The following is a 21,421-nucleotide window of genomic DNA, read 5'->3' as shown; positions in this document are numbered from 1 at the left end:
TTGTTCTCCTATTCCGCGGCCTGAAGCGTGCTCGGGGCCGAGATGAAATCCTCCCGGAAGTGCTTCAATGCGCTGAGCACGGGGTAGGGCGTGAACCCGCCGAGCGCGCAGAGCGAGCCGAATTTCATGGTGTTGCAGAGGTCCTCGACGATCGCGATGTTTTCGCTCACGCGCTCGCCGCGCATGATCTTCTCGATGGTCTCGACGCCGCGGGTCGAGCCGATCCGGCAGGGCGTGCACTTGCCGCAGGATTCGACGGCGCAAAATTCCATCGCGAAGCGGGCCTGCTTGCGCATGTCGACGCTGTCGTCGAACACGACGATGCCGCCATGGCCGATCAGGCCGTCGCGCGCGGCGAAGGCCTCGTAGTCGAACGGCGTGTCGAACAGGCCGCGGGGGAAATAGGCGCCGAGCGGGCCGCCGACCTGGACCGCGCGAATGGGGTGGCCCGTGGCGGTGCCGCCGCCGATGTCGTCGACGAGTTCGCCCAGCGTCACGCCGAACGCCGTCTCGAACAGCCCGCCATGGCGGACGTTGCCGGCAAGCTGGATCGGCATCGTGCCGCGTGAGCGGCCCATGCCGAAATCCGCATAGGCCTTGGCGCCTTCGGCGAGAATGAAGGGGATTGCTGCGAACGACAGCACGTTGTTGATCACGGTCGGCTTGCCGAACAGACCGCGATGCGCCGGCAGCGGCGGCTTTGCGCGCACGAGACCGCGGCGGCCTTCGAGGCTTTCCAGCAGCGACGTCTCTTCGCCGCAGACGTAGGCGCCGGCGCCGACCCGCACTTCGAGGTCGAAGCTGTGCGTGGAACCGCCGATCTTGTCACCGAGATAGCCGCCGCGCTTTGCAGCAGTGATCGCCGCATTCATCCCTTCGACCGCGTGCGGATATTCGCTGCGGATGTAGATGTAGCCCTTGGTCGCGCCGACGGTGATCGCGGCGGTCGTCATGCCCTCGATCACGAGGAATGGATCGCCTTCCATGATCATGCGGTCGGCGAAGGTGCCGCTGTCGCCTTCATCGGCGTTGCAGACGATGAACTTGCGATCGGCCTTTGCCTGCGCCACCGTCTTCCACTTGATGCCAGTGGGAAACCCCGCGCCGCCACGGCCGCGCAATCCGGACGCGGTGACCTCGGCAAGTATCGCATCGGGGCCGAGCGACAGCGCGCGCTCCAGGCCCTTGTAGCCGCCATGGGCGCGGTAATCCCCGAGCGAGCGCGGATCGATCACGCCGCAGCGCGCGAAGGTCAGGCGGGTCTGGCGCTTCAGCCAGGGGATCTCGTCGGTCGCCCCTAACCGCAGCAGATGCGGGGTGTTGCTGGCGAGCGCATCGAGCAGCGAGGGCACGTCGCTCTCGGCGACCGGTCCGAAGGCGATCCGGCCGTGCGGCGTCGCGACCTCGACCAGCGGTTCCAGCCAGTACAGGCCGCGAGAACCGGTCCTGACGATCTCGACAGCGACGCCACGCGTGGCCGCAGCCTGTTGCAGCGCCAGCGCGACCTCATCGGCCCCGACGGCAAGCGCACCCGCATCGCGCGAGACGAACAGACGCATGCTCATCGTTGCGCCTCCGCCATCAGTGCATCGAGACGCTTCTCATCGAGCCGGCCGACGAGGCGCCCGTCGAGCATCGCCGACGGCGCAGTCGCGCACAGGCCGAGGCAGTAGATCGGCTCCAGCGTAACGCGATCATCGGCCGTGGTGTTGCCGAGGGAGACGCCAAGCCTGGCCTCGGCGCGTGCAGCCAGCGCATCGCCGCCCGCAGCCTGGCAGGCTTCCGCGCGGCAGAGTTTCAGGACATGACGGCCCGCCGGCTTGTGGCGGAAATCATGGTAGAACGTGAACACCCCATGGACCTCGGCGCGCGACAGATTGAGCGCCTGAGCCACCATGGGAATCGCTGCCTCCGGCACGTAGCCGAATGCCTTTTGGAGTGCGTGCAGGACGACCAGCGTCGCGCCTTCCTGGCTGGCATGTTCGGCGATGATCTCGGCGCCGCGCGTTTCGTCCCAAGGTTCGTGACGAGCTTCGTAAACCGCTGTCATTCTTCATTCCCGACCGGAGTGACTGACCCCTATGAGTATTTGGAATCGTTCGAAGATCAATAAAGCTGTCTCATGCTGCGATTGCGAATTCAGATCGATTTCCGAGCGCAATCGGTCGATACGAAAATGCGATTGGCGCCGTTCGGTCCGGCGGTTTTTGCGTGTTGAGTGGGGTGGGCCGTGCTAGCTTGCATGCCACGACAGAATCCGAGGGGACGCACGGTTGCTCGACAAGCTTGAACTGTTGCTAGCGCTGGCAAAGGAGCGGCATTTCGGCCGGGCCGCCGAAGTGTGCGGCGTGACGCAACCGACCATGTCGACGGGGCTGAAGCAGCTCGAGGAGATCCTCGGCGTGATGCTGGTCCAGCGCGGGTCGCGCTTCCAGGGCTTCACCCCGGAAGGCGAGCGGGCGCTGGATTGGGCGCGGCGCATCGTGGGCGATGCCCGCGCCATGCGCCAGGAGATCAATTCGCTGAAGGACAAGCTTTCCGGCGAGATCCGCATCGCGGCGATTCCGACCGTGCTCGGCATGGTCGCTGCGCTGACGACGCCGTTCCGCGCCAGGCATCCCGACGTGCGCTTCCGCATCCAGTCCACCACCTCGTCCGAGGTGCTGGGATTGCTCGAAAATCTCGAGGTCGATGCCGGGCTGACCTATATCGAGAACGAGCCGATCGGCAAGGTCCGCACCATTCCGCTCTACAACGAGAGCTACCGCCTTCTGACTGCGCCGGACGGGATGTTCGGCGACCGCGAGACCGTGACGTGGAAGGAGGTCGGGCAGGTGCCGCTATGCCTCCTGACGCCTGACATGCAGAACCGCCGCATCATCGATCGCGCGCTGCGCTCGGTTGACGCGGAGGCGACACCGACGCTGACCTCGAACTCGCTGCTCGTGCTGTTCACGCATGTGAAGACGGGGCGCTGGGCGAGCGTGATGCCGGCGAAACTGGCCGAGACGCTCGGCCTTTCCGATACGGTGCGCTCGATCCCGATCATCGATCCCGAGGTCAATTACAGCATCGGCATGGTGATCCCGCAACGCGATCCGATGACGCCGCTGATCGCTGCGCTGGTCAATGTCGCGCGCGAGGTGGCGCCGACGCTGCAGCTCTAGCCCGGCTTCACGCCGCGGCAGAAACTCCGGCCGCCGCCTTCTTGGCATCGCGCGGCAGGGTCACGCGCACGACGGTGCCGACCTCGAGCTTGGAGCGCAACCGCATCGAACCGCCGTGGAGCTGTGCCAGCGAGCGCGCGATCGCGAGCCCCAGTCCCGAGCCGTGATAAGTCTTCGTGAGCTGGCTCTCGACCTGCTCGAACGGGCGCCCCAGCCGCGCCAGCGAGTGCGGCGCAATCCCGATGCCGGTATCGGCGATCATCAGCACGATGCTGTCGTCGAGCTGCCGGCTACGCACCACGATGCGCCCGCCGTCCGGCGTGAACTTCACCGCATTCGAAAGTAGGTTGACGATGATCTGCTTGGTGGCGCGCCGGTCGGCGACGACGGAGATGGATTTTGCGATGTCGGCATCGAGCGTTAGGAGCTTATCTTGCGCGCGGCCGGAGACGACGCGCAGGGACTCGGCGAGCGTCCGTGCCAGGTCGAGCTCTTCCATGTCGAGCTTCATGCGGCCGGCCTCGATCTTGGACATGTCGAGGATGTCGTTGATGACCTCGAGCAGGTAATGCCCGCTGGTCAGGATGTCGTGGCAGTATTCCTGGTACTTCTCCGAGCCAAGCTCGCCGAACATGCCTGAGCCCATGATCTCGGAGAAGCCGATGATCGCGTTGAGCGGCGTGCGCAGCTCGTGGCTCATATTGGCGAGGAATTTTGACTTGGTCTGGTTGGCTTCCTCGGCGCGGGTCTTTTCGCGCTGATACTTCTCGGCGAGATCGGCCAGCTCGCCCGCCTGGCGTTCGAGCGCCGCCTGGGAGCGCTTCAGGTCGATAACGGTGGCGCGCAGGCGCAGGTCGTTGTCGACGAGCTTCTGCTCATGCTCCTTGATGCGGGTAATGTCGGTGCCGACCGAGACGTAGCCGCCGTCCTTGGTGCGGCGCTCGCTGATGTGCAGCCAGCTGCCATCGTCAAGCTGCGCCTCGAAGGTGCGTGCGCCCGGGCTCTGGCTTGCGGTCTCGTTGTGACGGGTGCGGACCTCCGGCATGCGGCCGACTTCGAGCACGGTCTCGTAGGACGTGCCGGGAATGACGGCGCTGTCGGGCAGCCTGTGCAGGCGCTGGAAGTGGGAATTGCAGAGCACGAGGCGGTCGCTCGCGTCCCACAGCACGAAGGCCTCGGGAATGGTCTCGATCGCGTCGCGCAGCCGCAAGTCGGCTTCCACGGTCCTCTCGGCGAGGCTCTTCTGCTCGGTGATGTCGACCGCGATCCCGATCAGGTGGACGCTAGAGTCGGTCGCGCTCCGCGTCTTTTCGCAGCGGACGCGCAGCCAGATCCAGTGGCCGTCAACATGCTGCATGCGGAAGGTCTGGTCGATGTGGTCGATCTTCTCGGAGATGAGCTGATCGGCGATCGCGAACAGGTCGATGTCGTCGGACTTCACCAGCGCGTTGACCTCGCCGAAGGTCAGGAGCTCGTTGCGGCCGTCGAGGCCGAGCATCGAGAACATCGACTGCGACCAGAAGATCCGGCCGCGCGACAGATCCCAGTCCCACAGGCCGCAGCGACCGCGGTTGAGCGCGGTGTCGATGCGGCCACGCACGGCGTCGTTGATCAGGTCGCCCTCACGGGCGCGGGTCGACTGCCAGTGAAAGGCGAAGCCGAGGATCAGGACCACGAAGCCGGTGGTCGCCGAAAGCGTCACCGAGAGCGCCGCGTCCGAGCCCCAGATCGGCTCGTTGCGCTCCTGGATCACGGTGACGAGGCCCGGCAGCGACTTGATCGGGCGCGAGGTCGCCATCGCGGCGTTGCCGTTCGGCAGCGTCAGGTCGGCAATGTCGGTGTCGCGCGGCGGTGCCGCCAGCAATTGCGCGGTCGTGATCGAATCGAGCAGACGGTCGTTGCCGGCAGGATCGCCGCCGACCGGGATGCGCGCGAGAATGCGGCGGTCGACGCCGGCGGAGGTGACGATGACGTGGCGGCCCGAAGCCGTGCCCCAGGACGGGATCAGGTCGGGCAGCAGCGTCGGCAGGCTCTCGATGTTCTTCAGCCGCTCCTGCCGTGCGGAGGTGAGGCGGTCGATGCGTTCGGCGAGCAGGTCGGCCAGCGCCGAGATGTCATGCCGGATCACCAGCCGCTTCTGGCGCGTCTGATCGACGACCTGGACGAAGGCGCCGAGGCATATCGTGATGAGGAAGGCAATGATCAGCGTCGGCACGGCGCGCCGCAGCGCCGGCTCGGCGATCAGGAGCCGATGATAGGCAGGTTTCGCGATCGATTGCGCCAATCCTTTGATCGAATCGGATTGGACACACGCGTTCGCGGCGTCTGCACGCGCCATGCCTTCGGCCCCCTGAAAACCTGCTTGCCACTAGGTCCGGAAAGCAGCCCCACGTCGCTTCCGAATCACAGCGATTTGAATCCAGTTTTCGCAGCCTGTCGAGAGTCAACGAATCGTTAATGCGAATTTATTCTTATCCAGCGCAGAATTTGCGCGGCCCTCGTCCGCAATATTACGCGCGCCGCGAGTCCGAAACGAGAACGTGCGACTCCTCGCGCACTCTGCGTCACGCCCGCGGTGGTTCGGCATGACTGATGACGCGCTTCACGCTGGGGAACGCGCGTCGCAACGCGCGTTCGATCGCATCGACATGCTCGTGCACCCTGGTCACGCTCATCGACGGCGCGGCGCGGCAGTGGAAGTTGACGATCTCGCCGGCGTCGGTGTTGCGGACGCGGACATTGTGGATGTCGTGGATCTCGCCGCCGGCGGAATATTCCGTGAGTGCAGCGGCAATGGTCTGGACCCGTTCCGGCGCTGCATCGACACCGAACGGGAGTTCCGGTTCGAGCGGCTCGATATGGACATCGACTTCCACATCGGCGCCGAACTCCTCCTGGATGTTGCGCTCCAGCGTGTTGGCGATCTCATGGGCGGCGTCGAGTTGCATCTCGGCGTCGACCTCGAGGTCGATGCCGACGATCAGCTTGGCGCCGAGGTCGTGCACCGTGACGTGGTGGACCGCGAGGCCCGAATTGCGCGCGATCACCATGATGCGGTCGCGCACGGTCTCGTTGTCGCGCGCGACGGGGACGGCGGTGAAGGTGAGGTCGGCATCGCCGAAAGCCTTGTCGACGGCGGCTTGCGCGTTGCGCTTGATGTCCTCGACGCGGTCGATCGGATAGGTCCGCGGCACCTTCGCGATGGTGTCGATGAAGGTGGTCGCGCCGACCATGCGCACGCGCAGCCGCTCGACGTCGATCACGCCCGGCACGCCGCGGATCGCGGCCGTGGCCGTCTCCTGCGCGCCCTCCGGAGCGCGGTCGACCAGGGTCTGCACGGTCGAGCCGGCCATGCGCAGGCCGAGAGCCGCAATCATCACGGCGACGGCCGCGGCCGCGGCCGCATCGCCCCACCAGAAGCCGAGGGCGGCGAGGATCAGGCCGACGATCACCGCGAACGAGCCCATGACGTCGGACGCGAAATGCAGCGCATCCGCGGCGAGCGCCTGGCTGCGGGTTTCCCGCGCCGCACGGTGCAGGGCGCGGGCTCGCCACAGGTTGACGGCGATATCGATCACCAACACCACGAACGGCACGGCCGAGATCGTCAGCGGCGGGGTTCCCTCACGCAGCCGGCTATAGGCCTCGACCAGGATGCCGCCGGCGAGCACGTAGAGCAGGGCGGTGACGCCGAGCGCGGAGATGCTCTCCAGCTTGCCATGGCCGTAATGGTGCTCGTGGTCGGCCGGCTTGTCCGACACCCGCACCACCGCCCAGGTGATGATGGTCGCGACCAGGTCGATCGAGGAGTGCAAGGCCTCCGAAATCAGCGCGAGCGAACCGATCGCGATACCGACCGCGAACTTGGCCGCGGCCATGCCGCCGCTGGCGAAGATCGAGATCGCCGCAACCGACGCCTTGCTGTGCTGGGAGGTCATGGCGGGGATTTAGCAGCCCGGGCGTGAACATCAAGCAGTGATCCACACGTGTAGTCGCTAGTGAGTTGCAGGAGCGTATCCACCAACTCCGTCATGCCCGGGCTTGTCCCGGGCATCCACGTTCGTCGCGAGGGGTAAAGACGTGGATGGCCGGGTCAAGCCCGGCCATGACGGGGAGAGAGAGCGGAGTGCCGTCGCTCTTGCCCGCTGTTGTCCGTTCACAGCGTCACAACGATCTTCCCCAGATGCTTGTTCGCTTCCATGTGCTCGAAGGCTTCATCGATGTCGTCGAACGCGAACACCTTGTCGATCGGCAGCTGCAGTTTTCGCGACTCCACCGCAGCCCAGATGTCCTTCTTGACCTCGTTGAAGATCTCGCGGACCTCCTCAATGGTACGGGTGCGGAAGGTGACGCCGACATAATTGATGCGGCGCGCGGCGTGCAGGTCGAAGTTGAAGTCGGCATGCGTGCCGCCGAGCCGGCCGACATTGACGATGCGGCCCTTGACCCTGGTGGCGGCGAGGTTTTGGTTGGCGACCTTGCCCGAGACCTGATCGACGATGAGGTCGACGCCTTCGCCGTTCGTCGCCTTCAGCACCTCGTCGACCCATTTTGGATCGGAGGAGTCGATTGCGAGATCGGCGCCATACGCGGTGAGCCGGCCGCGGCGAGTGGCGTCAGTGGAGGAGCCGATCACGAGCTTTGCGCCTTTCAGCTTGGCGATCTGCATCGCCATCAGGCCGACGCCGGAGCTTGCGCCCTGGATCAGCACGGCTTGTCCTGGCTGCACGCCGCCGACGGTGACGACGGCGTTGTGCATGGTCGCAAGCGCCACGGGGAGGCTGGCCGCTTCCTCGAAATTCATGTTCGAGGGCGCGTGGAACAGCCGGCCGTGGTCGGCCAGCGTATATTCCGCGAACGCCGCACCACCCGAACCCATGATGCGGTCGCCGACTGTCACGCCCTTCGCATCCGGGCCGAGCTCGGCGACTTCGCCGGCCCATTCCATGCCGAGGACTGTGCCGGCGCCGCCGGCCGCGCCATGAGCGTGGCCCTTGCGCATGCCGGTGTCGGCGCGGTTCAGCCCGCAGGCGCGGACGCGGACCAGCACCTGCGTGCCCTCAGGCTTTGGTTGAGCGACGTCGGAAATCCCAGCTCCGTCAGGACCGTAGACATAGGCCTTCATGTATTGCTCTCGCTTCTTGCAGTGACTATTCCGCAGCTTGCGCGTTTGGATGAACGATTATGCCTTCGAGCCGGCTGCGGATGATCAATTCGGCTTCGCGCACGATGCGGGAGATGAGCTCGGCGCAGGTCGGGATGTCCTGGATCAGGCCCTGCACCTGGCCAGCCGACCAGATGCCCTCGTCGGAATTTCCGGTCGCATAGACCATCTTGCCGCGGGCGCCCGCGACGAGCTCGCGGATGTCCTCGAACTTGGCGCCTTCCTTCTCCATCGCGACCACCTTGCTCGAGATATCGTTCCTGGCAACGCGCGAGGTGTTGCGCATGGTGCGGAAGATCAGCTCGGTCTCGCGCTCGTCATTGGCGACGATCTTCTCCTTGATGAGCTGATGGATCGGACTTTCCCTGGTCGCCATGAAGCGCGTGCCCATGTTGATGCCGTCGGCACCCAGCGCCAGCGCCGCAACGAGGCCGCGCGCATCCGCAAAGCCGCCGGAGGCGATCATCGGAATCTTGACCTTGTTGGCGGCGGCCGGGATCAGGATCAGGCCGGGGGTGTCGTCCTCGCCGGGATGGCCGGCGCATTCGAACCCGTCGATCGAGATGGCATCGACGCCCATGCGCTCGGCCGAGAGCGCGTGGCGGACGCTGGTGCACTTATGCACGACCTTGACGCCGTGCTTCCTGAACTCGTCGACATGCTCCTGCGGCTTGTTGCCCGCGGTCTCGACCACCGTGACGCCGCTCTCGATGATGGCGGCGCGATATTCGGCGTAAGGCGGCGGCTTGATCGCGGGCAGGATGGTGAGGTTGACGCCAAAGGGCTTGTCGGTGAGATCGCGGCAGCGCGCGATCTCCTTTGTGAGATCCTCGGGTGTCGGCTGGGTCAACGCCGTGATGAAGCCGAGCGCGCCAGCATTCGCGACGGCGGCAACGAGCTCGGCGCGTCCGACCCATTGCATGCCGCCCTGGACGATCGGGTGCTCGACGCCGACGAGTTTCGTGAATCGTGTCTGCAACATGATCCGTTTCCCCCGCCCGCGTGGCCCCGCAGGCTCTGTTATTGACGCCGGCAGGATGCCGCCCGGGTTGGGAAAAGTCTATTGCGGGGATCTGCAGCGAGGGCGCAGCCATATGCGAGAGGCGGGATGATTCCGCAGGGCGGGAATTTTCGGTTCGCGGCGAGTCGCGCCGTCGTCTCCCCAACCTCCGCTGTCATCCCGGCGAAGGCCGGGATCCATAACCACAGGGAGTAGTTTGACGAAGACTATTCGCTTGGTACTGCTACCATCCGCGATCGATGGATTCCGCGGTATGGGTCCCGGCCTTCGCCGGGACGACGCTGGGGGGCAATCGCCCGCTACTCCGCCGACAGCCGCACCATCTGCCGGCCGCCGTTCATTTCCTTGAGGTTGTTGACGAAGTTTTCCGGACGCTGCCAGCGGTACGGGACCTTCAATCCCATGAATTCCGCGATGTCACCGATGAAGCCGGTGCAGTTGGTGGTCTCGGCGTTCCAGACCGGCGAGCTCGCCTGCAGTTTCTTGATGTAGGCAAACACGCGCTTTGCGTCGGCTTCGTTGAGGTAGACGCGATAGCTGGCCGTCAAATAGTCCGGATCGAGATCGCCGTAGCTCGCGCCGGTCTCGGATGGCACCCAGGTGAGGTGACCGAGCACGTAGGCCCAGGTATCGCCGGCCGGCGTCAGGCCTGCAACCTCGACGGCGCGCTCGCTGGTCTTGCCGTACCATACGAAGGCATGGCCCCAGCTCGCGGCCGTACGGGCGCGGAAGTCGACGTAGTACGGACCTTTCTCCACGCGCGCGACCGGGCGCCGCGTCGATTGCGGCGCCGGTCGTGATGCGGTGTCGGTCGAGACAAGCGCATTTGCCTCGGCAATGCGCTTGTTCGCTTCGTGGGCCGAGGCCGATGGCGTCGTGCACGCGATCATGGTCGCGAGGGCGAACCCTGCGAGCAGGCAATATCCCGATCGATCAGGTTTGTTAATCACGTCGTGCCCCTCGACTGTCGGTCGTTCACGCAACCAAGTTGCGCGTCAGTAGCGCGACACGACCGGGCCGGGCGCCTTGCCGATCGGGGCCTTTCCAACCGGGCTCTTGCCAATCGGCATCTTGCCGATCGGCGCCTGCTCCTGGGCATAGACGGGCTGCCGGCGCGGCAGATCCGCAGCGTTCGCAGCCGTCACCAGAACAAACGTAGCGCCCACGACAAATACAATCTTCTTCACAGTCATACCCCTAGAAGGTTTGGTCCAAACACGGCAGTGCCGTGCCCCCAGACACGCCCCACAGATGGGCGTCGGAATGCGTCGACAGTGCGGCAGGCGCGGGACATGTTGGCGGCATATGTCGGATGCGCAGAAGATGTGATGTGCGGCGCCATCGCGCCACGCTCGTCAGCGATCGGCGCTCAGGCGGAAATGCATCTCGATCTTCGCCTGCGATGGAGCGCTCGCGACACGCCACGGCGAATAGCCGGGCGTGGGATCGGGATCGGAGGGAAGATCGATCGGCCAGCTTTGCGTTGGAATGCCCGGGAGCGTCAGGCTGACGAGCCGGTGGCGCGTCTTATACATCAGCGATGCAGAGGCGATGATCGCCACGCGGTCGCCATCGTGCGCACGCCAATTCGCAGGCAACAGGGCGGTCGCGTATCCGCGCGCTTCTTCGACTTCAATCTGCACGTCCTCCTTGTTGTCCGGCAAGATCATGCCGGTGGGTAGCCGGTACTCAAACTCGAGCGTCATGAAGCCGTGGCTGAGATAAGGCGAGCGGATCAATTCGTACCATGCCCACCAGGCTAGGACTCCAGCGATGAGCAGAAGCGTTACGGCAAAGGGGAAAGACAGCCGGTCGCGGGGTGGGGCGCAGCATCGGAAGCCTGTGCCGCGAGACGCGACGCATCGTTTCGAACCAAACCGAAGCGCACGAACAGCCAGATGCCGGCGATCAAGCCGGCCACGCCGCCGGCCGGACCGATGTTGAAGAATGCTCCCATGGCGATGCCGCCATCGCGGTCCGGCCCGGCCAGCATGACCACCAGCGCCGCAAGCGCGGACCAGCCGGCGAGCATGCCCAGCAGAGCGGATAGAAAGCCGAGAAGGAAGCGCATACGCTGTTGGTCGCGCGGATAGAGAGCGCGGTTCGAACCCGATGCGTGATTCAGCCGATCCGGTTCAGCCCTGTTCCTGATTGTCGAAAAGATGCCGCCGATGTCCTTGCGAAGTGCATCGAGTGCGTTGAAATTGTCGAAGATCCGGACGAGACGGTCTTCCTCGAACCTTGGGTCGGCTACAGCCGAAACTCGTTGGTCAGCTCGCCGATGCCATCGATCGCCACCGTCACAATATTGACCGGCTCTTTCATCACGCCGACACCGACCGAGGTGCCGACGGCGATGAGGTCGCCGGGAAGCAGCGTCATGTCGTGCGAGATTTTGCTGACCAGCTCCGCGGCGCTGAAGATCATGTCCGCGATCGGATAGTTCTGCCGCTCCGCGCCGTTGAGAATGGTGCGGACCGTGAGCTTGGCCGGGTCGAGGCCGGTCGCGATCACCGGACCGAACGGGCCGTAATCGTCGATGCCCTTGGCGCGCGCCCATTGGGCAAAGGTGGGGTTGCGGGTGAGGATGTCATTGGCCGTGATGTCGTTGACGCAGGTGTAGCCGAAGATGAAGGCGCGGGCCTCGGCGGGAGAGACGCGGGCGCAGGTCTTGCCGATGATGATGCCGAGCTCGCCCTCATAGGTGGTTTTGCCATCGTAGGAGGTGGGGCGGCGGATCACGGCGCCGGGCGCAGCGATGCTGGTGGTGGCCTTCAGGAGATAGAGCGGCTCCGGCGGTTCGGGCTGGTTGAGCTTTGCGGCGAGTGCGTGAAAATTGTTCCAGAGCGCGACGATCTTGCTGGGCGCGCAAGGTGCCAGCAGCTCGACCTCGGCCAGCGCCAGCGTCTTGCCGCTCGCCGTGTTGCGGCCGAACATCTCGCCCTCATGCACGCTGATGCCGGACGGCGTCAGCGTGCCGAAGCCGGTTGCGCCGCCGTGGCGGAAGCGCAGCCATTTGGTCACTTCGCCAGCCATCATGCCACCGCCAATGCGCGCGGATCGGCCGGCGTCGAGACGCCGTCATAGAGCCCGGCGATGCGGGCGCGCTGGGTCACCATCGCCAGCACCGAGTCCAGCGCGGGCGTCGCGATCCCGGTCAGGCGGCCCATCTCCTGCACGACGGTGACGAGCGGATCGATCTCCATCGGGCGGCCGCGCTCGAGGTCCTGAAGCATCGAGGTCTTGTGCGCGCCGACCTTGCGGGCGCCTTCAATGCGGCGCTCGACATCGACGCGGAATTTGACGCCAAAGGTCTCGGCGATCCCTTGCGTCTCCACCATGATCGCCCGCGACAGCGCCCGCGTGGCGGGATCGGTGCAGATCACGTCGAGGGTTGCGTGGGTCAGCGCGCTGATCGGGTTGAAGCAGACGTTGCCCCACAGTTTTAGCCAGATCTCGTCGCGGATGCGGTCGAGCACCGGTGCTTTCATGCCGGCAGCGACGAAGAGATCGGCGAGGCGCTGCACATCCGGCGTGATCTCGCCGGAGGGCTCGCCGAGCGGGAAATTGTTGCCGTAGACGTGACGGATCACGCCGGGCGCCTCGATCTCGGTCGCGGGATAGACGATGCAGCCGATGGCGCGTTCGGCGCCAAGCTCGCGCCACTGCCGCCCGCCGGGATCGATGCTCTCCAGCGTCGCGTTCTCGTATGGGCCGCCATGCTTGTGGAAGTACCAATAGGGAATGCCGTTGACGGCGGTGACGATGCGGGTGTGGGGCCCGAGCAGCGGCTGCATCTTCTCAATCACGCCGGTGATCGAATGCGCCTTCAGCGTGATGATGACGTAGTCCTGCACGCCAAGCTCGGCGGCATCGTCGGTGCAACGCGGATAGACGGTGTGCTTCTCCTCGCCCGCGAGCAGCGTCAAGCCGCGCTCGCGCATCGCGGCAAGGTGCGCACCGCGTGCGATCAGGCTGACATCGGCGCCCGCGCGTGCAAGCTGAACTCCGAGATATCCGCCGATGGCGCCGGCGCCGTAGATGCAGATCTTCATGAAATCCTCGCGAGTGACCAAAATTGGTCGTTTGTTCGATCGTTCACGCCACAGGCTCCCTGCACCTCTCCCACTTGCGGGAGAGGTGCAGGGAGCCCTCGGCGGCCGTTCCTTAAGACCGCCGAAGTCAAGCTTCGGCTTCGGCGCTCGAAGAGCACGGCGGGTGAGGGCTCTATCCTCTTGGGGAGTATCCCTAGCGGAAACACCCTCTCCCCAACCCTCTCCCGCAAGCGGGAGAGGGGGCGCGCCTTTTTCCATGGCAGCAGTTCGGGAAGGGCGACGACGCCTTCAGGCTGCTGCTTGCGGCGTGCCGTTGATCGCTTCGTCCATGGCAGCGGCGATGTCGCGCATGCTGATGACGGAGACGAGGCTGTAATCGTCGATCACCGGCAGATGGCGGATGTGATTCCGGTTCATCAAGTGCCGGACGTGCTCGATCGTGTCGCTTGAGGTGCAGGAGACGAGTTGCTGTACAGAGACGAGCTGCGAGACCTTGACGTTGACGGCGCCCGCGCCGTGCTCGGCGACGGCGCGCACCACGTCGCGCTCGGTGAACATGCCGACGGCGGTGTTTCCTTCCGAGCGGACCACGTCCTTGACCACCAGCGCGCTGATGTTGTTGGCGCGCATCAGCTTGGCGGCGATACCCACCGTTTCGTTCATTCGCACCGTGACAACGCGCGGCGTCTTCTTGCGCAGAATGTCTCCGACCAGCATTGCAACCTCCCTGGGTGAAATGATGCGAGGAAGTGTGGTATACATAATGCCAATCGTCAAGCACTGGATTTGGTTGATCCGAAAAATTCTTCGGGCAGGAATACTGACGCTTATCGCGAGTCCCAAAACAAAAGGGGCGCATTGCTGCGCCCCTTTTTTCAACTGTGCAAAGGCCTGTGGCGCTACGCCGTCTCGGTCTTGGCGTTGCCCGTCGCGGGGCTGGCGCTTTCGGCTTCCTTGCCGAGGATGAAGGAGCGGCGCAGCGGCTTGATCACGAACAGCGCCATCAGCGCTGCCGTCGCGTTCAGCGCGACCGCCACAACGAACACGGCTTTCCAGCCATAGGCGGCCGAGATCACGCTCGCCAGCGGGACCAGGAGCGAAGCGGTGCCCTTCGCAGTGTAGAGCATGCCGTTGTTGGTGGTCGCGTATTTCGAGCCGAAGGTGTCGCCGCAGGTGGCGGGGAACAGCGAGTAGATCTCGCCGAACACGCCGAAGTAAATTGCGGTCGCGAGCACGAAAACGATCGGAACGTGACCGTAGGTCGATAGCGCCAGCAACATCAGCGCGGCCGTGCCGAAGGCGATGAACATGGTGTGCTCGCGGCCGATCGTGTCGGAGACCCAGCCGAAGAACGGCCGGCCGAAGCCGTCGAAGATGCGGTCGAGCGAGATCGCAAAGGTCAGCGCCGCCATCTGAAAGCCGGCCAGCGTCACCGGTGTGTTGGCGATCTTGAAGTCATGCGCGATCGGCGCGATCTGTGCCGCGGTCATCAGACCGCCGGAGGCGACCATGACGAAGACCAGATACATCGCCCAGAAAATAGGGGTGCGCAGCACCTGCGGCGGCGTGAAGTCGATCTTGGTCTGCGGCAGATTGAGCTGCTTCTTCTTGGGCGGGATCGCGAGCCGCGGCGGCTGGATGAAGAAAGCGAGCATGAAGACGATCAGGCCTTGGCCGATGCCGAAGGTGAAGAACGCGCTCTGATAGCCGCTGGCGACAATCATGCTGGCGATCGGCACCACGGTGATTGCGGCGCCTGCGCCAAAGCCTGCGGCAGTCGCGCCGGCGGCGAGGCCGCGGCGGTCCGGAAACCATTTCAGCGCGTTGCCGACGCAGGTGCCGTAGACGGCGCCTGCGCCCATGCCGCCGATGATTGCGGCCGCGTAGAGCAGCGTGAGCGAGTCTGCATAGGAATTGAGAATCCAGGACAGCGCGATCATGACGCCGCCGAACATGATGACGATGCGCGGGCCGTATTTGTCGACGAACCAGGCTTCGATCGGCACCAGCCAGGTCTCGGTGACGACGAAGACGGTGAAAGCGAGCTGGATCGCGGCGCGTCCCCAATGGTGGGCCGCATCGATCGGATCGACGAACAGCGTCCAGCCATATTGCAGGTTGGCAATCATCGCCATGCAGACGATGCCCATGCCGAGCTGAAGCCAACGGAAACCGGTTCGAAGGGGCGCAGCGGTCACGGCGCCGTCCGTGCTGGAAATCATCAACAACCTCCCAAGGCGCCTGTCTGGTCGCGAGCACTGCTGGCAAGATGACCTAGTGTCGCAAATATTGTGGCTTATCGTCGCAAGCGCGGCGGGGACCTTGGTATACCATATTCCATAATGCAAGATCTATCTGCGGCCCGATGCAAGAAAGTGCTCGGTTCCGTTCGGTTTAAGAGAATTGAGAGAGCGTCGCGCCAAACGAAAAACGCCCGGCCGCGAGGCCGGGCGTCATGTGCGAGACCGCGCTGGTGATTCGCGTCAGACGGTCGATTGGGCGACCACGATCTTACGCCAGGGTTTCAGCACCGCGATCGCGAGCAGCGAAGCCAGGATGTTGGCGCCGGCCGCGATCATGAACACGTTGTCCCAATGACCCGAGCCCTGCTGCATCAGGTTTGCGACCGGAACGAGCAGCGCAGCGGTGCCCTTTGCGGTGTAGAGCAGGCCCGCATTGGTGGTCGCGAACTTCGCGCCGAACGTGTCGGTGCAGGTCGAGGGAAACAGCGAGTAGATCTCACCCCAGGCGAAGAACACGAAGCCCGACAGGATCACGAACCAGATCGGGTCGTGGCCCCAGAGGTAGAGCATCCAGATGCCGATGCCTTCCAGGCCGAAGGCGATGAACATCGTGTTCTCGCGGCCGATATTGTCGGAGATCCAGCCGAAGAACGGGCGCGTCAGGCCGTTCAGCACCCGGTCGATGGTCGCTGCGAACGTCACCGCCGTCATGGTCATGCCGATCAGCGTGACCGGGATGGCATCGACCTTCCAGTCGACCGCGATCGGCTTCAGGTTCGCCGTCACCATCAAGCCGCCGGCGCCGACGATCACGAACATGAAGTACATCAGCCAGAAGATCGGCTGGCGCAGCACCTCGGTCGGCTGATAGTTGCGCCGGGTCTGCTGGAGCGTAGCGTTCTGCACGGCGGCCGGCGTTTGTCCTGCCTTTGGCGCCATCAGGAAGAAGGCGAGGATGCAGACGATGATGCCCTGGCCGAGACCGAAAAACAGGAAGGTGGATTGGAAGCCGCTATCCTTGATCATGGCCTGGATCGGCGCGACGGTAAGTGCGGACCCCGCACCGAAGCCCGCGGCCGTGATGCCCGCCGCAAGACCGCGCTTGTCGGGAAACCATTTCAGCGCGTTGCCGACGCAGGTGCCATAGACGCCGCCGGCGCCGATGCCCGCGATGATCATACCGAGATAGTAGCCGTTGAGCGTGGTGGCCTCGGCGTTGATGGCCCAGCCGATGGCGCAGAACACGCCGCCGATGAGCACGACGACGCGCGGGCCGTATTTATCGACGAACCATCCTTCGATCGGCACGAGCCAGGTCTCGAACAGCACGAACAACGTAAAGGCCCACTGGATCGAGGCGCGATCCCAGCCAAACTTCTTCTGGATGTCGGGGACGAAGAACGTCCAGCCGTATTGATAGTTGGCGATCATCACCATCGCCGCTACACCGACCGCCAGCTGCGCCCAGCGATACGTGTCGCTGACGCGCGTGGCGGTAGGGGCCGTTGCTTGCACCATGTCCGTCATAAAGCCTCCCGTGGCGCCTCTCATTTTTCTGCGAGCGCTGGAGCGGCATTCTTGTATTCATTATGCCAAGGTACAAGCGCTGGTCCGGCCACCGTGCGCAAATGCCGCAGGCCTTCTGGTTGCGGCTGTGACTCGGGACAACGCAAATAGAAATGGCCCCGTCGTGCGGGGCCATTCATCAAAAGTCGTATGTGGACGATTTTGAAGCCGGCGCGGCGTACCGCGCCTGCGGTGCAGGAAGCGCTGGTTACAGGCCGAAGCGGGGCAGGTCGCCGTTGTGATTCGAGATCTCGGCGCTCGCCATTAGGAGGCGGTCCACCGCGGCCATGAAACGGGCGAACAGCGAGGAGGAGGGGGCGAGGGCGACGGAAGCGGTCTTGGACATCGGAATTCCCTTTCTTGAGACGGTCAACATTGCTGTCTCATTTCACGGGCAATCTATGTATACCAGATGCCACTGTCCATGCACGCTATCGCATGGCAGCATTCAGCTCGCTGCATTGCAGCATAATAATGGGTTAAACAGCGCTGTTCCGGCCTTAAAAATTGCCGTCGAGCCGGCGTGCTGACCACAAAATGCCCTGTCCCGTCGCAGAAAGACGCAAAGGCGGAGCTGCGTTGTTGCGCTTAAAGCGCACCCGCCGCGCTTTTGGGTGCCAATTCTGACCGCGCTGCAGTGGACCGGTATTGGCAGGGCGATTCAAAGCCGCTAGTGGTCTGCCCCCTTTTTCAATCATCTGCCAGAGTGGTTCATGTCGAGCGCCTCGCCCGCCGTCTCGATCGGCATCGATTTTGGGACCAGCAATACGGTCGTCGCGCTCGCGGCGGACGATCGCCGGGTCGAGGCCATCCGCTTCGATCATGGCGGACAACGGCACAGCGTTTACGTATCGGCCCTGTGCTTCTGGGAGGACCGTCCGGGAGCCGGAGCCCAGGCTGAAGGCGGCCCGTGGGCGATCGAACAATTTCTCGAAGGACGCCACGTCAACCGCTTCCTGCAGTCGTTCAAGACCTTCGCTGGAAGTGCCAGCTTCAATTCCACCCAGGTGTTCCGGCAGCGCTACAGCTTCGAGGATCTTCTCGCGGCGTTCCTGCGCACGCTGGCGCGCCATGGCGGCGACAGGTTCGGCTTCGAGGCGTCGAACATCACGGTCGGCCGTCCCGTGCGCTTCGCCGGCGGCAATCCCGACGAAGCGCTGGCGATGCAGCGCTATCGCGCCGCGTTCGAACGCCTCGGCGCCGGCCACGCGCGCTATGTCTACGAGCCGGTGGGAGCCGCGTTCTCCTTCGCCCGCCGGCTTGAACGCGATGCCACCGTCCTGGTTGCCGATTTCGGCGGCGGCACCAGCGATTTCTCCGTGATGCGTTTCTCGCGCGCGGGCGGCAGCTTGCGTGCCGAGCCGCTTGGCCATGCCGGCATCGGCATCGCCGGCGACACGTTCGATTACCGCATTGTCGACCACGTGGTGTCGCCAAGGCTGGGTAAAGGCTCCAGCTTTCGCTCGTTCGACAAGGTGCTGCCGCTTCCCAACAGCCACTACACCAACCTCGCGCGCTGGCATCAACTCGCGTTGATGAAGAGCAACGGCGATCTGCGCGAACTGCGGGAACTGTCGCGCACCGCGCTGAAGCCGGCCCTGCTTCACGACTTCATCACCATCGTCGATTTCGACCTCGGCTTTTCGCTATACCGCGCAGTGTCGGACGCCAAGGTTGCGCTGTCGGCCCGGGATGAGGTGGACTTCCATTTCAAAGGTGGCGGTGTCGACATTCGCTCGACCATCGCCCGGAAGAACTTCGAAGCCTGGATTGCCGACGATATCGCCCGGCTCGGTGCTACCGTCGACAAGGTGCTTGGCGAGGCCGGCATCACCGCGCGTGAGGTGGAGAAAGTGTTCTTGACCGGCGGCACCTCGTTCGTGCCCGCCGTCCGAAAGCTGTTCGCCGAGCGGTTCGGCAACGAACGGCTGATGTCCGGGGATCAGTTCGAATCGATCGCCTACGGACTCGCCCTGATCGGACACAGCCCGGACCCGGACCGCTGGACCGCAGCCGGTGGGCTGAAGTCGAGGGCGAGCGCGTAGCCCCAGCGATACGCGGCCGCCCGTCCTGAGAGCCTATTGGTTGATCTCGGGCTCGACCAGCCGCGCCAGGTTCCGCAGCGATTCCTGCCAGCCGAGATAGCAGGCTTCCGGCGGAATCACGTCCGGTATGCCGGCCTGTGTGACCTCCAGTTCGGTGCCGACCGATACCTTCTTCAGCGTCACGGTCACCTGGATTTCGCCGGGCAGATTGGGGTCCTCGAATTTGTCGGTGTAGCGCAGCCGTTCACCCGGGACGAGCTCGACATATTCGCCGCCGAACGCGTGGCTGTTGGTCGTGGTGAAGTTGCGGAAGGACATTCTGAATGTGCCGCCGACCTTGGGCTCGAGATGATGCACGGTGCAGGTAAAGCCATTGGGCGGAAGCCATTTCGCAAGCGCGTCCGCCTCGAGGAAGGCGCGATAGATTTTCTCTGGGGTGGTCGTCAAAACGCGGTGCAGGCGGACAGTGCTGGGCATGTTCTTTCATCCTCATGTATTGATGGCGCGGCGTCGATGTCCGTGGCCGATCCATGCCCCGAGGACGAACGAGACATTGCCGGGCCGACACGACATCGCGGATTTTCTTGCCGGATTTTGTTGAGAGCGCGGCCGGAAGATCGTTCCGCGACCGGGCGGCTAAACTGCCGACACATCCAGCGGCGTCATCGTGAACGCAAGCCGATAGTGGTTGACCGTCGGATTGTCCCGCGCGCCCGCGACGCGAAGCGCTGACGGCGAAATCTGGCCGGCGACCGCGCGCTCGACCGCCTCGGCATCGTAGCCGGAGAGAAGGACGATCCAGTCGGCGGCGCCGTCCCGCCCGCGGATCTGCTGCTCGGTCGTGGGCGAACTCGTCCTCGGCGTGTCGGTCAGGAGGAGGTGGGCGCCTGTCAGTCCCGGTTGCGGCGCCAGCGCGCGGAACGTCGCGGAGAGGTGCGTCTGTAACTCCGTCTGCCGTCCGCTCTCCGGCGAAAGCCGGATGGTGGCAAGCGAGGTCGCAACACCGCCACCAAAACTCGCCAGCACGCGGCACTGGCTGCGGACCATGCCGAGGTGGTGCGGCATCATCTTGGTCGACCACGGTGTCGGCGCGTTGAGCCGATCGAGATATCCACTCGACGTGAGGACGTCGTACTGCTCGAGCTCGTAGAGCACGAAGAAGCCATCAGCATCATCGGTGCTGGTCCACCGCGAGCCGCGCCGGAAGCCGGGAATGCTCATCCGTTCCGGAAAGTGCTCGTGCGAATGCCAGTCGCCGAATTCTGCGCGCTGCTCGGGGCGGACATTCCACCACATTGCGACGGCTGCCTTGCCCAACAATGACATGCTGACCTCGACCGTTTCCGGCAATTGCTTTACAGCAGCACCGCCGAGAACCAAAGGGCCGCTGCGAAACGCCGCGGGCCCGGCCGATCCGGGGCGCCGCAGGTCAAGACGTCTCAACGCTGCCCGTCAGCTTTTCACCGTGAGTTCAACGCGATCGTCGTGCAGTTCTTTCGCGAGCAACTCGCGAGTGGTGATCGCTGAGCGCCCGGTCGAAGCCAAGCGGTTTCTTGTCGGCGCCTTGAGGCTTGCAAACGCTGTGCGAAGGATCGTTTGCCTCGCTTCTAGCATTACAGTTGCTTTGTTTGCAGACTTCTGAATCCATGGGCAACCATGATTCGAATGTCGTGGGCGCGGGCCGCGTCGGTTGAGGAGACGCTTGCGTTGTGGGCGGCGTCGCTTCGAGAGATCAAGAAACGGATACGTCCGTTGTTCACGCAAGAGCGTGTGGCGACGAATGCAGGCCTGTTCCTGGAAGGTCTGCTCGGAGATGAGCAGCGCAAGACCGGCTGGATGCGCGCGGAGGCGGCTGGCGATCCCGGCCCATGGCGGCAGCAGGCAATTCTGGGTCGCGGGGATTGGGACGCTGATGCCCTGCGCGATATCGTCCGCGACTATGTCATCGAGCACTTGGCGGATGACGATGCGGTGCTGGTGATCGACGAGACCGGCTTTCTCAAGCAGGGCAAAGCGTCATGCGGAGTGGCACGGCAATACACTGGTTCGGCAGGGAAGATTACGAACTGCCAGATCGGCGTCTTCGCTACCTACGTTTCGCGTCATGGTCATGCGTTCATCGATCGCGCGTTGTATCTTCCGAAGGAATGGACCGACNAT

At 64.3% G+C, this 21,421-nt stretch carries 21 protein-coding genes; 3 read left to right on the top strand and 18 right to left on the bottom strand.

The features are described 5' to 3' along the window. Positions 1-8: 8 nt before the first annotated feature. Both IVA82_RS09095 and IVA82_RS09090 read right to left on the bottom strand, forming a co-directional pair. Complete coding sequence (locus tag IVA82_RS09095; protein ID WP_247382810.1) at positions 9-1,565, bottom strand: NADH-quinone oxidoreductase subunit NuoF; 1,557 nt, start codon at positions 1,563-1,565, stop codon at positions 9-11. After that, a complete protein-coding gene (locus IVA82_RS09090) occupies positions 1,562-2,050 on the bottom strand; it encodes a formate dehydrogenase subunit gamma (RefSeq protein WP_148739956.1) in 489 nt (162 codons plus the stop codon). Before IVA82_RS09090 ends, IVA82_RS09095 begins: the two co-directional genes overlap by 4 nt. A 223-nt stretch (positions 2,051-2,273) precedes the next feature. On the opposite strand from IVA82_RS09090, the gene IVA82_RS09085 reads away from it, so the two are divergent. Continuing rightward, positions 2,274-3,167: a LysR family transcriptional regulator gene (locus IVA82_RS09085; protein ID WP_247382808.1), complete on the top strand. Its 894-nt coding sequence runs from the start codon at positions 2,274-2,276 to the stop codon at positions 3,165-3,167. 7 nt (positions 3,168-3,174) lie between these two features. Here the strand turns inward: IVA82_RS09085 and IVA82_RS09080 are convergent, their stop codons facing one another. The 14 genes from IVA82_RS09080 to IVA82_RS09015 all read right to left on the bottom strand — a co-directional run bounded on the left by IVA82_RS09080 (position 3,175) and on the right by IVA82_RS09015 (position 17,562). Next, entirely contained in the window at positions 3,175-5,505 is a 2,331-nt protein-coding gene (locus IVA82_RS09080; RefSeq protein ID WP_247382807.1) for a PAS domain-containing sensor histidine kinase, read from the bottom strand. Between the two features lie 226 nt (positions 5,506-5,731). Then, positions 5,732-7,105, bottom strand: a complete 1,374-nt coding sequence (locus IVA82_RS09075) for a cation-efflux pump (protein WP_247382806.1) — start codon at positions 7,103-7,105, stop codon at positions 5,732-5,734. Positions 7,106-7,323: 218 nt separating this feature from the next. After that, on the bottom strand, positions 7,324-8,292 hold the full coding sequence (locus tag IVA82_RS09070; RefSeq protein WP_247382805.1) for a zinc-binding dehydrogenase: 969 nt from the start codon (positions 8,290-8,292) through the stop codon (positions 7,324-7,326). Positions 8,293-8,317: 25 nt separating this feature from the next. Further along, complete coding sequence (locus tag IVA82_RS09065) at positions 8,318-9,313, bottom strand: nitronate monooxygenase family protein (protein WP_247382804.1); 996 nt, start codon at positions 9,311-9,313, stop codon at positions 8,318-8,320. Between the two features lie 338 nt (positions 9,314-9,651). Further along, positions 9,652-10,302, bottom strand: coding sequence for a hypothetical protein (locus IVA82_RS09060; protein WP_247382803.1), 651 nt, complete (start codon positions 10,300-10,302; stop codon positions 9,652-9,654). A 45-nt stretch (positions 10,303-10,347) separates the two neighbouring features. Then, the gene (locus tag IVA82_RS09055) at positions 10,348-10,545 is read right to left on the bottom strand and encodes a hypothetical protein (RefSeq protein ID WP_247382802.1); all 198 of its coding nucleotides are present in this window, start codon (positions 10,543-10,545) and stop codon (positions 10,348-10,350) included. Between the two features lie 162 nt (positions 10,546-10,707). Beyond that, positions 10,708-11,091 (bottom strand): hypothetical protein, encoded by a 384-nt coding sequence (locus tag IVA82_RS09050; RefSeq protein WP_247382801.1) that lies wholly within the window; start codon positions 11,089-11,091, stop codon positions 10,708-10,710. 47 nt (positions 11,092-11,138) lie between these two features. Continuing rightward, positions 11,139-11,423 carry a hypothetical protein gene (locus IVA82_RS09045; protein WP_247382800.1) on the bottom strand — a complete coding sequence of 95 codons (285 nt, stop codon included), beginning with the start codon at positions 11,421-11,423 and terminating at the stop codon, positions 11,139-11,141. 179 nt (positions 11,424-11,602) lie between these two features. Continuing rightward, positions 11,603-12,391 (bottom strand): fumarylacetoacetate hydrolase family protein, encoded by a 789-nt coding sequence (locus tag IVA82_RS09040; RefSeq protein WP_247382799.1) that lies wholly within the window; start codon positions 12,389-12,391, stop codon positions 11,603-11,605. Continuing rightward, complete coding sequence (locus tag IVA82_RS09035) at positions 12,388-13,407, bottom strand: 2-dehydropantoate 2-reductase (protein ID WP_247382798.1); 1,020 nt, start codon at positions 13,405-13,407, stop codon at positions 12,388-12,390. Before IVA82_RS09035 ends, IVA82_RS09040 begins: the two co-directional genes overlap by 4 nt. A gap of 288 nt (positions 13,408-13,695) precedes the next feature. After that, complete coding sequence (locus tag IVA82_RS09030) at positions 13,696-14,124, bottom strand: CBS domain-containing protein (protein WP_247382830.1); 429 nt, start codon at positions 14,122-14,124, stop codon at positions 13,696-13,698. 182 nt (positions 14,125-14,306) lie between these two features. After that, positions 14,307-15,629, bottom strand: coding sequence for an oxalate/formate MFS antiporter (gene oxlT / locus IVA82_RS09025; protein WP_247382797.1), 1,323 nt, complete (start codon positions 15,627-15,629; stop codon positions 14,307-14,309). Between the two features lie 261 nt (positions 15,630-15,890). Further along, entirely contained in the window at positions 15,891-17,177 is a 1,287-nt protein-coding gene (gene oxlT / locus IVA82_RS09020; protein WP_247382796.1) for an oxalate/formate MFS antiporter, read from the bottom strand. Positions 17,178-17,424: 247 nt separating this feature from the next. Continuing rightward, the gene (locus IVA82_RS09015; RefSeq protein WP_247382795.1) at positions 17,425-17,562 is read right to left on the bottom strand and encodes a hypothetical protein; all 138 of its coding nucleotides are present in this window, start codon (positions 17,560-17,562) and stop codon (positions 17,425-17,427) included. Between the two features lie 367 nt (positions 17,563-17,929). On the opposite strand from IVA82_RS09015, the gene IVA82_RS09010 reads away from it, so the two are divergent. After that, the gene (locus tag IVA82_RS09010; RefSeq protein WP_247382794.1) at positions 17,930-19,261 is read left to right on the top strand and encodes an Hsp70 family protein; all 1,332 of its coding nucleotides are present in this window, start codon (positions 17,930-17,932) and stop codon (positions 19,259-19,261) included. A gap of 33 nt (positions 19,262-19,294) precedes the next feature. On the opposite strand, the gene IVA82_RS09005 is transcribed toward IVA82_RS09010, so the two are convergent. Further along, a complete protein-coding gene (locus tag IVA82_RS09005) occupies positions 19,295-19,738 on the bottom strand; it encodes an SRPBCC family protein (protein ID WP_247382793.1) in 444 nt (147 codons plus the stop codon). 159 nt (positions 19,739-19,897) lie between these two features. Then, the gene (locus tag IVA82_RS09000; protein WP_247382792.1) at positions 19,898-20,587 is read right to left on the bottom strand and encodes a hypothetical protein; all 690 of its coding nucleotides are present in this window, start codon (positions 20,585-20,587) and stop codon (positions 19,898-19,900) included. A gap of 330 nt (positions 20,588-20,917) precedes the next feature. On the opposite strand from IVA82_RS09000, the gene IVA82_RS08995 reads away from it, so the two are divergent. Further along, positions 20,918-21,421: transposase (locus IVA82_RS08995; RefSeq protein ID WP_247493258.1), on the top strand; the 504-nt coding region annotated here is incomplete at its 3' end.

It is taken from the genome of Bradyrhizobium sp. 142, assembly GCF_023074015.1.
GTDB lineage: Bacteria > Pseudomonadota > Alphaproteobacteria > Rhizobiales > Xanthobacteraceae > Bradyrhizobium.
This window is presented reverse-complemented; position numbering and strand designations above follow the sequence as displayed.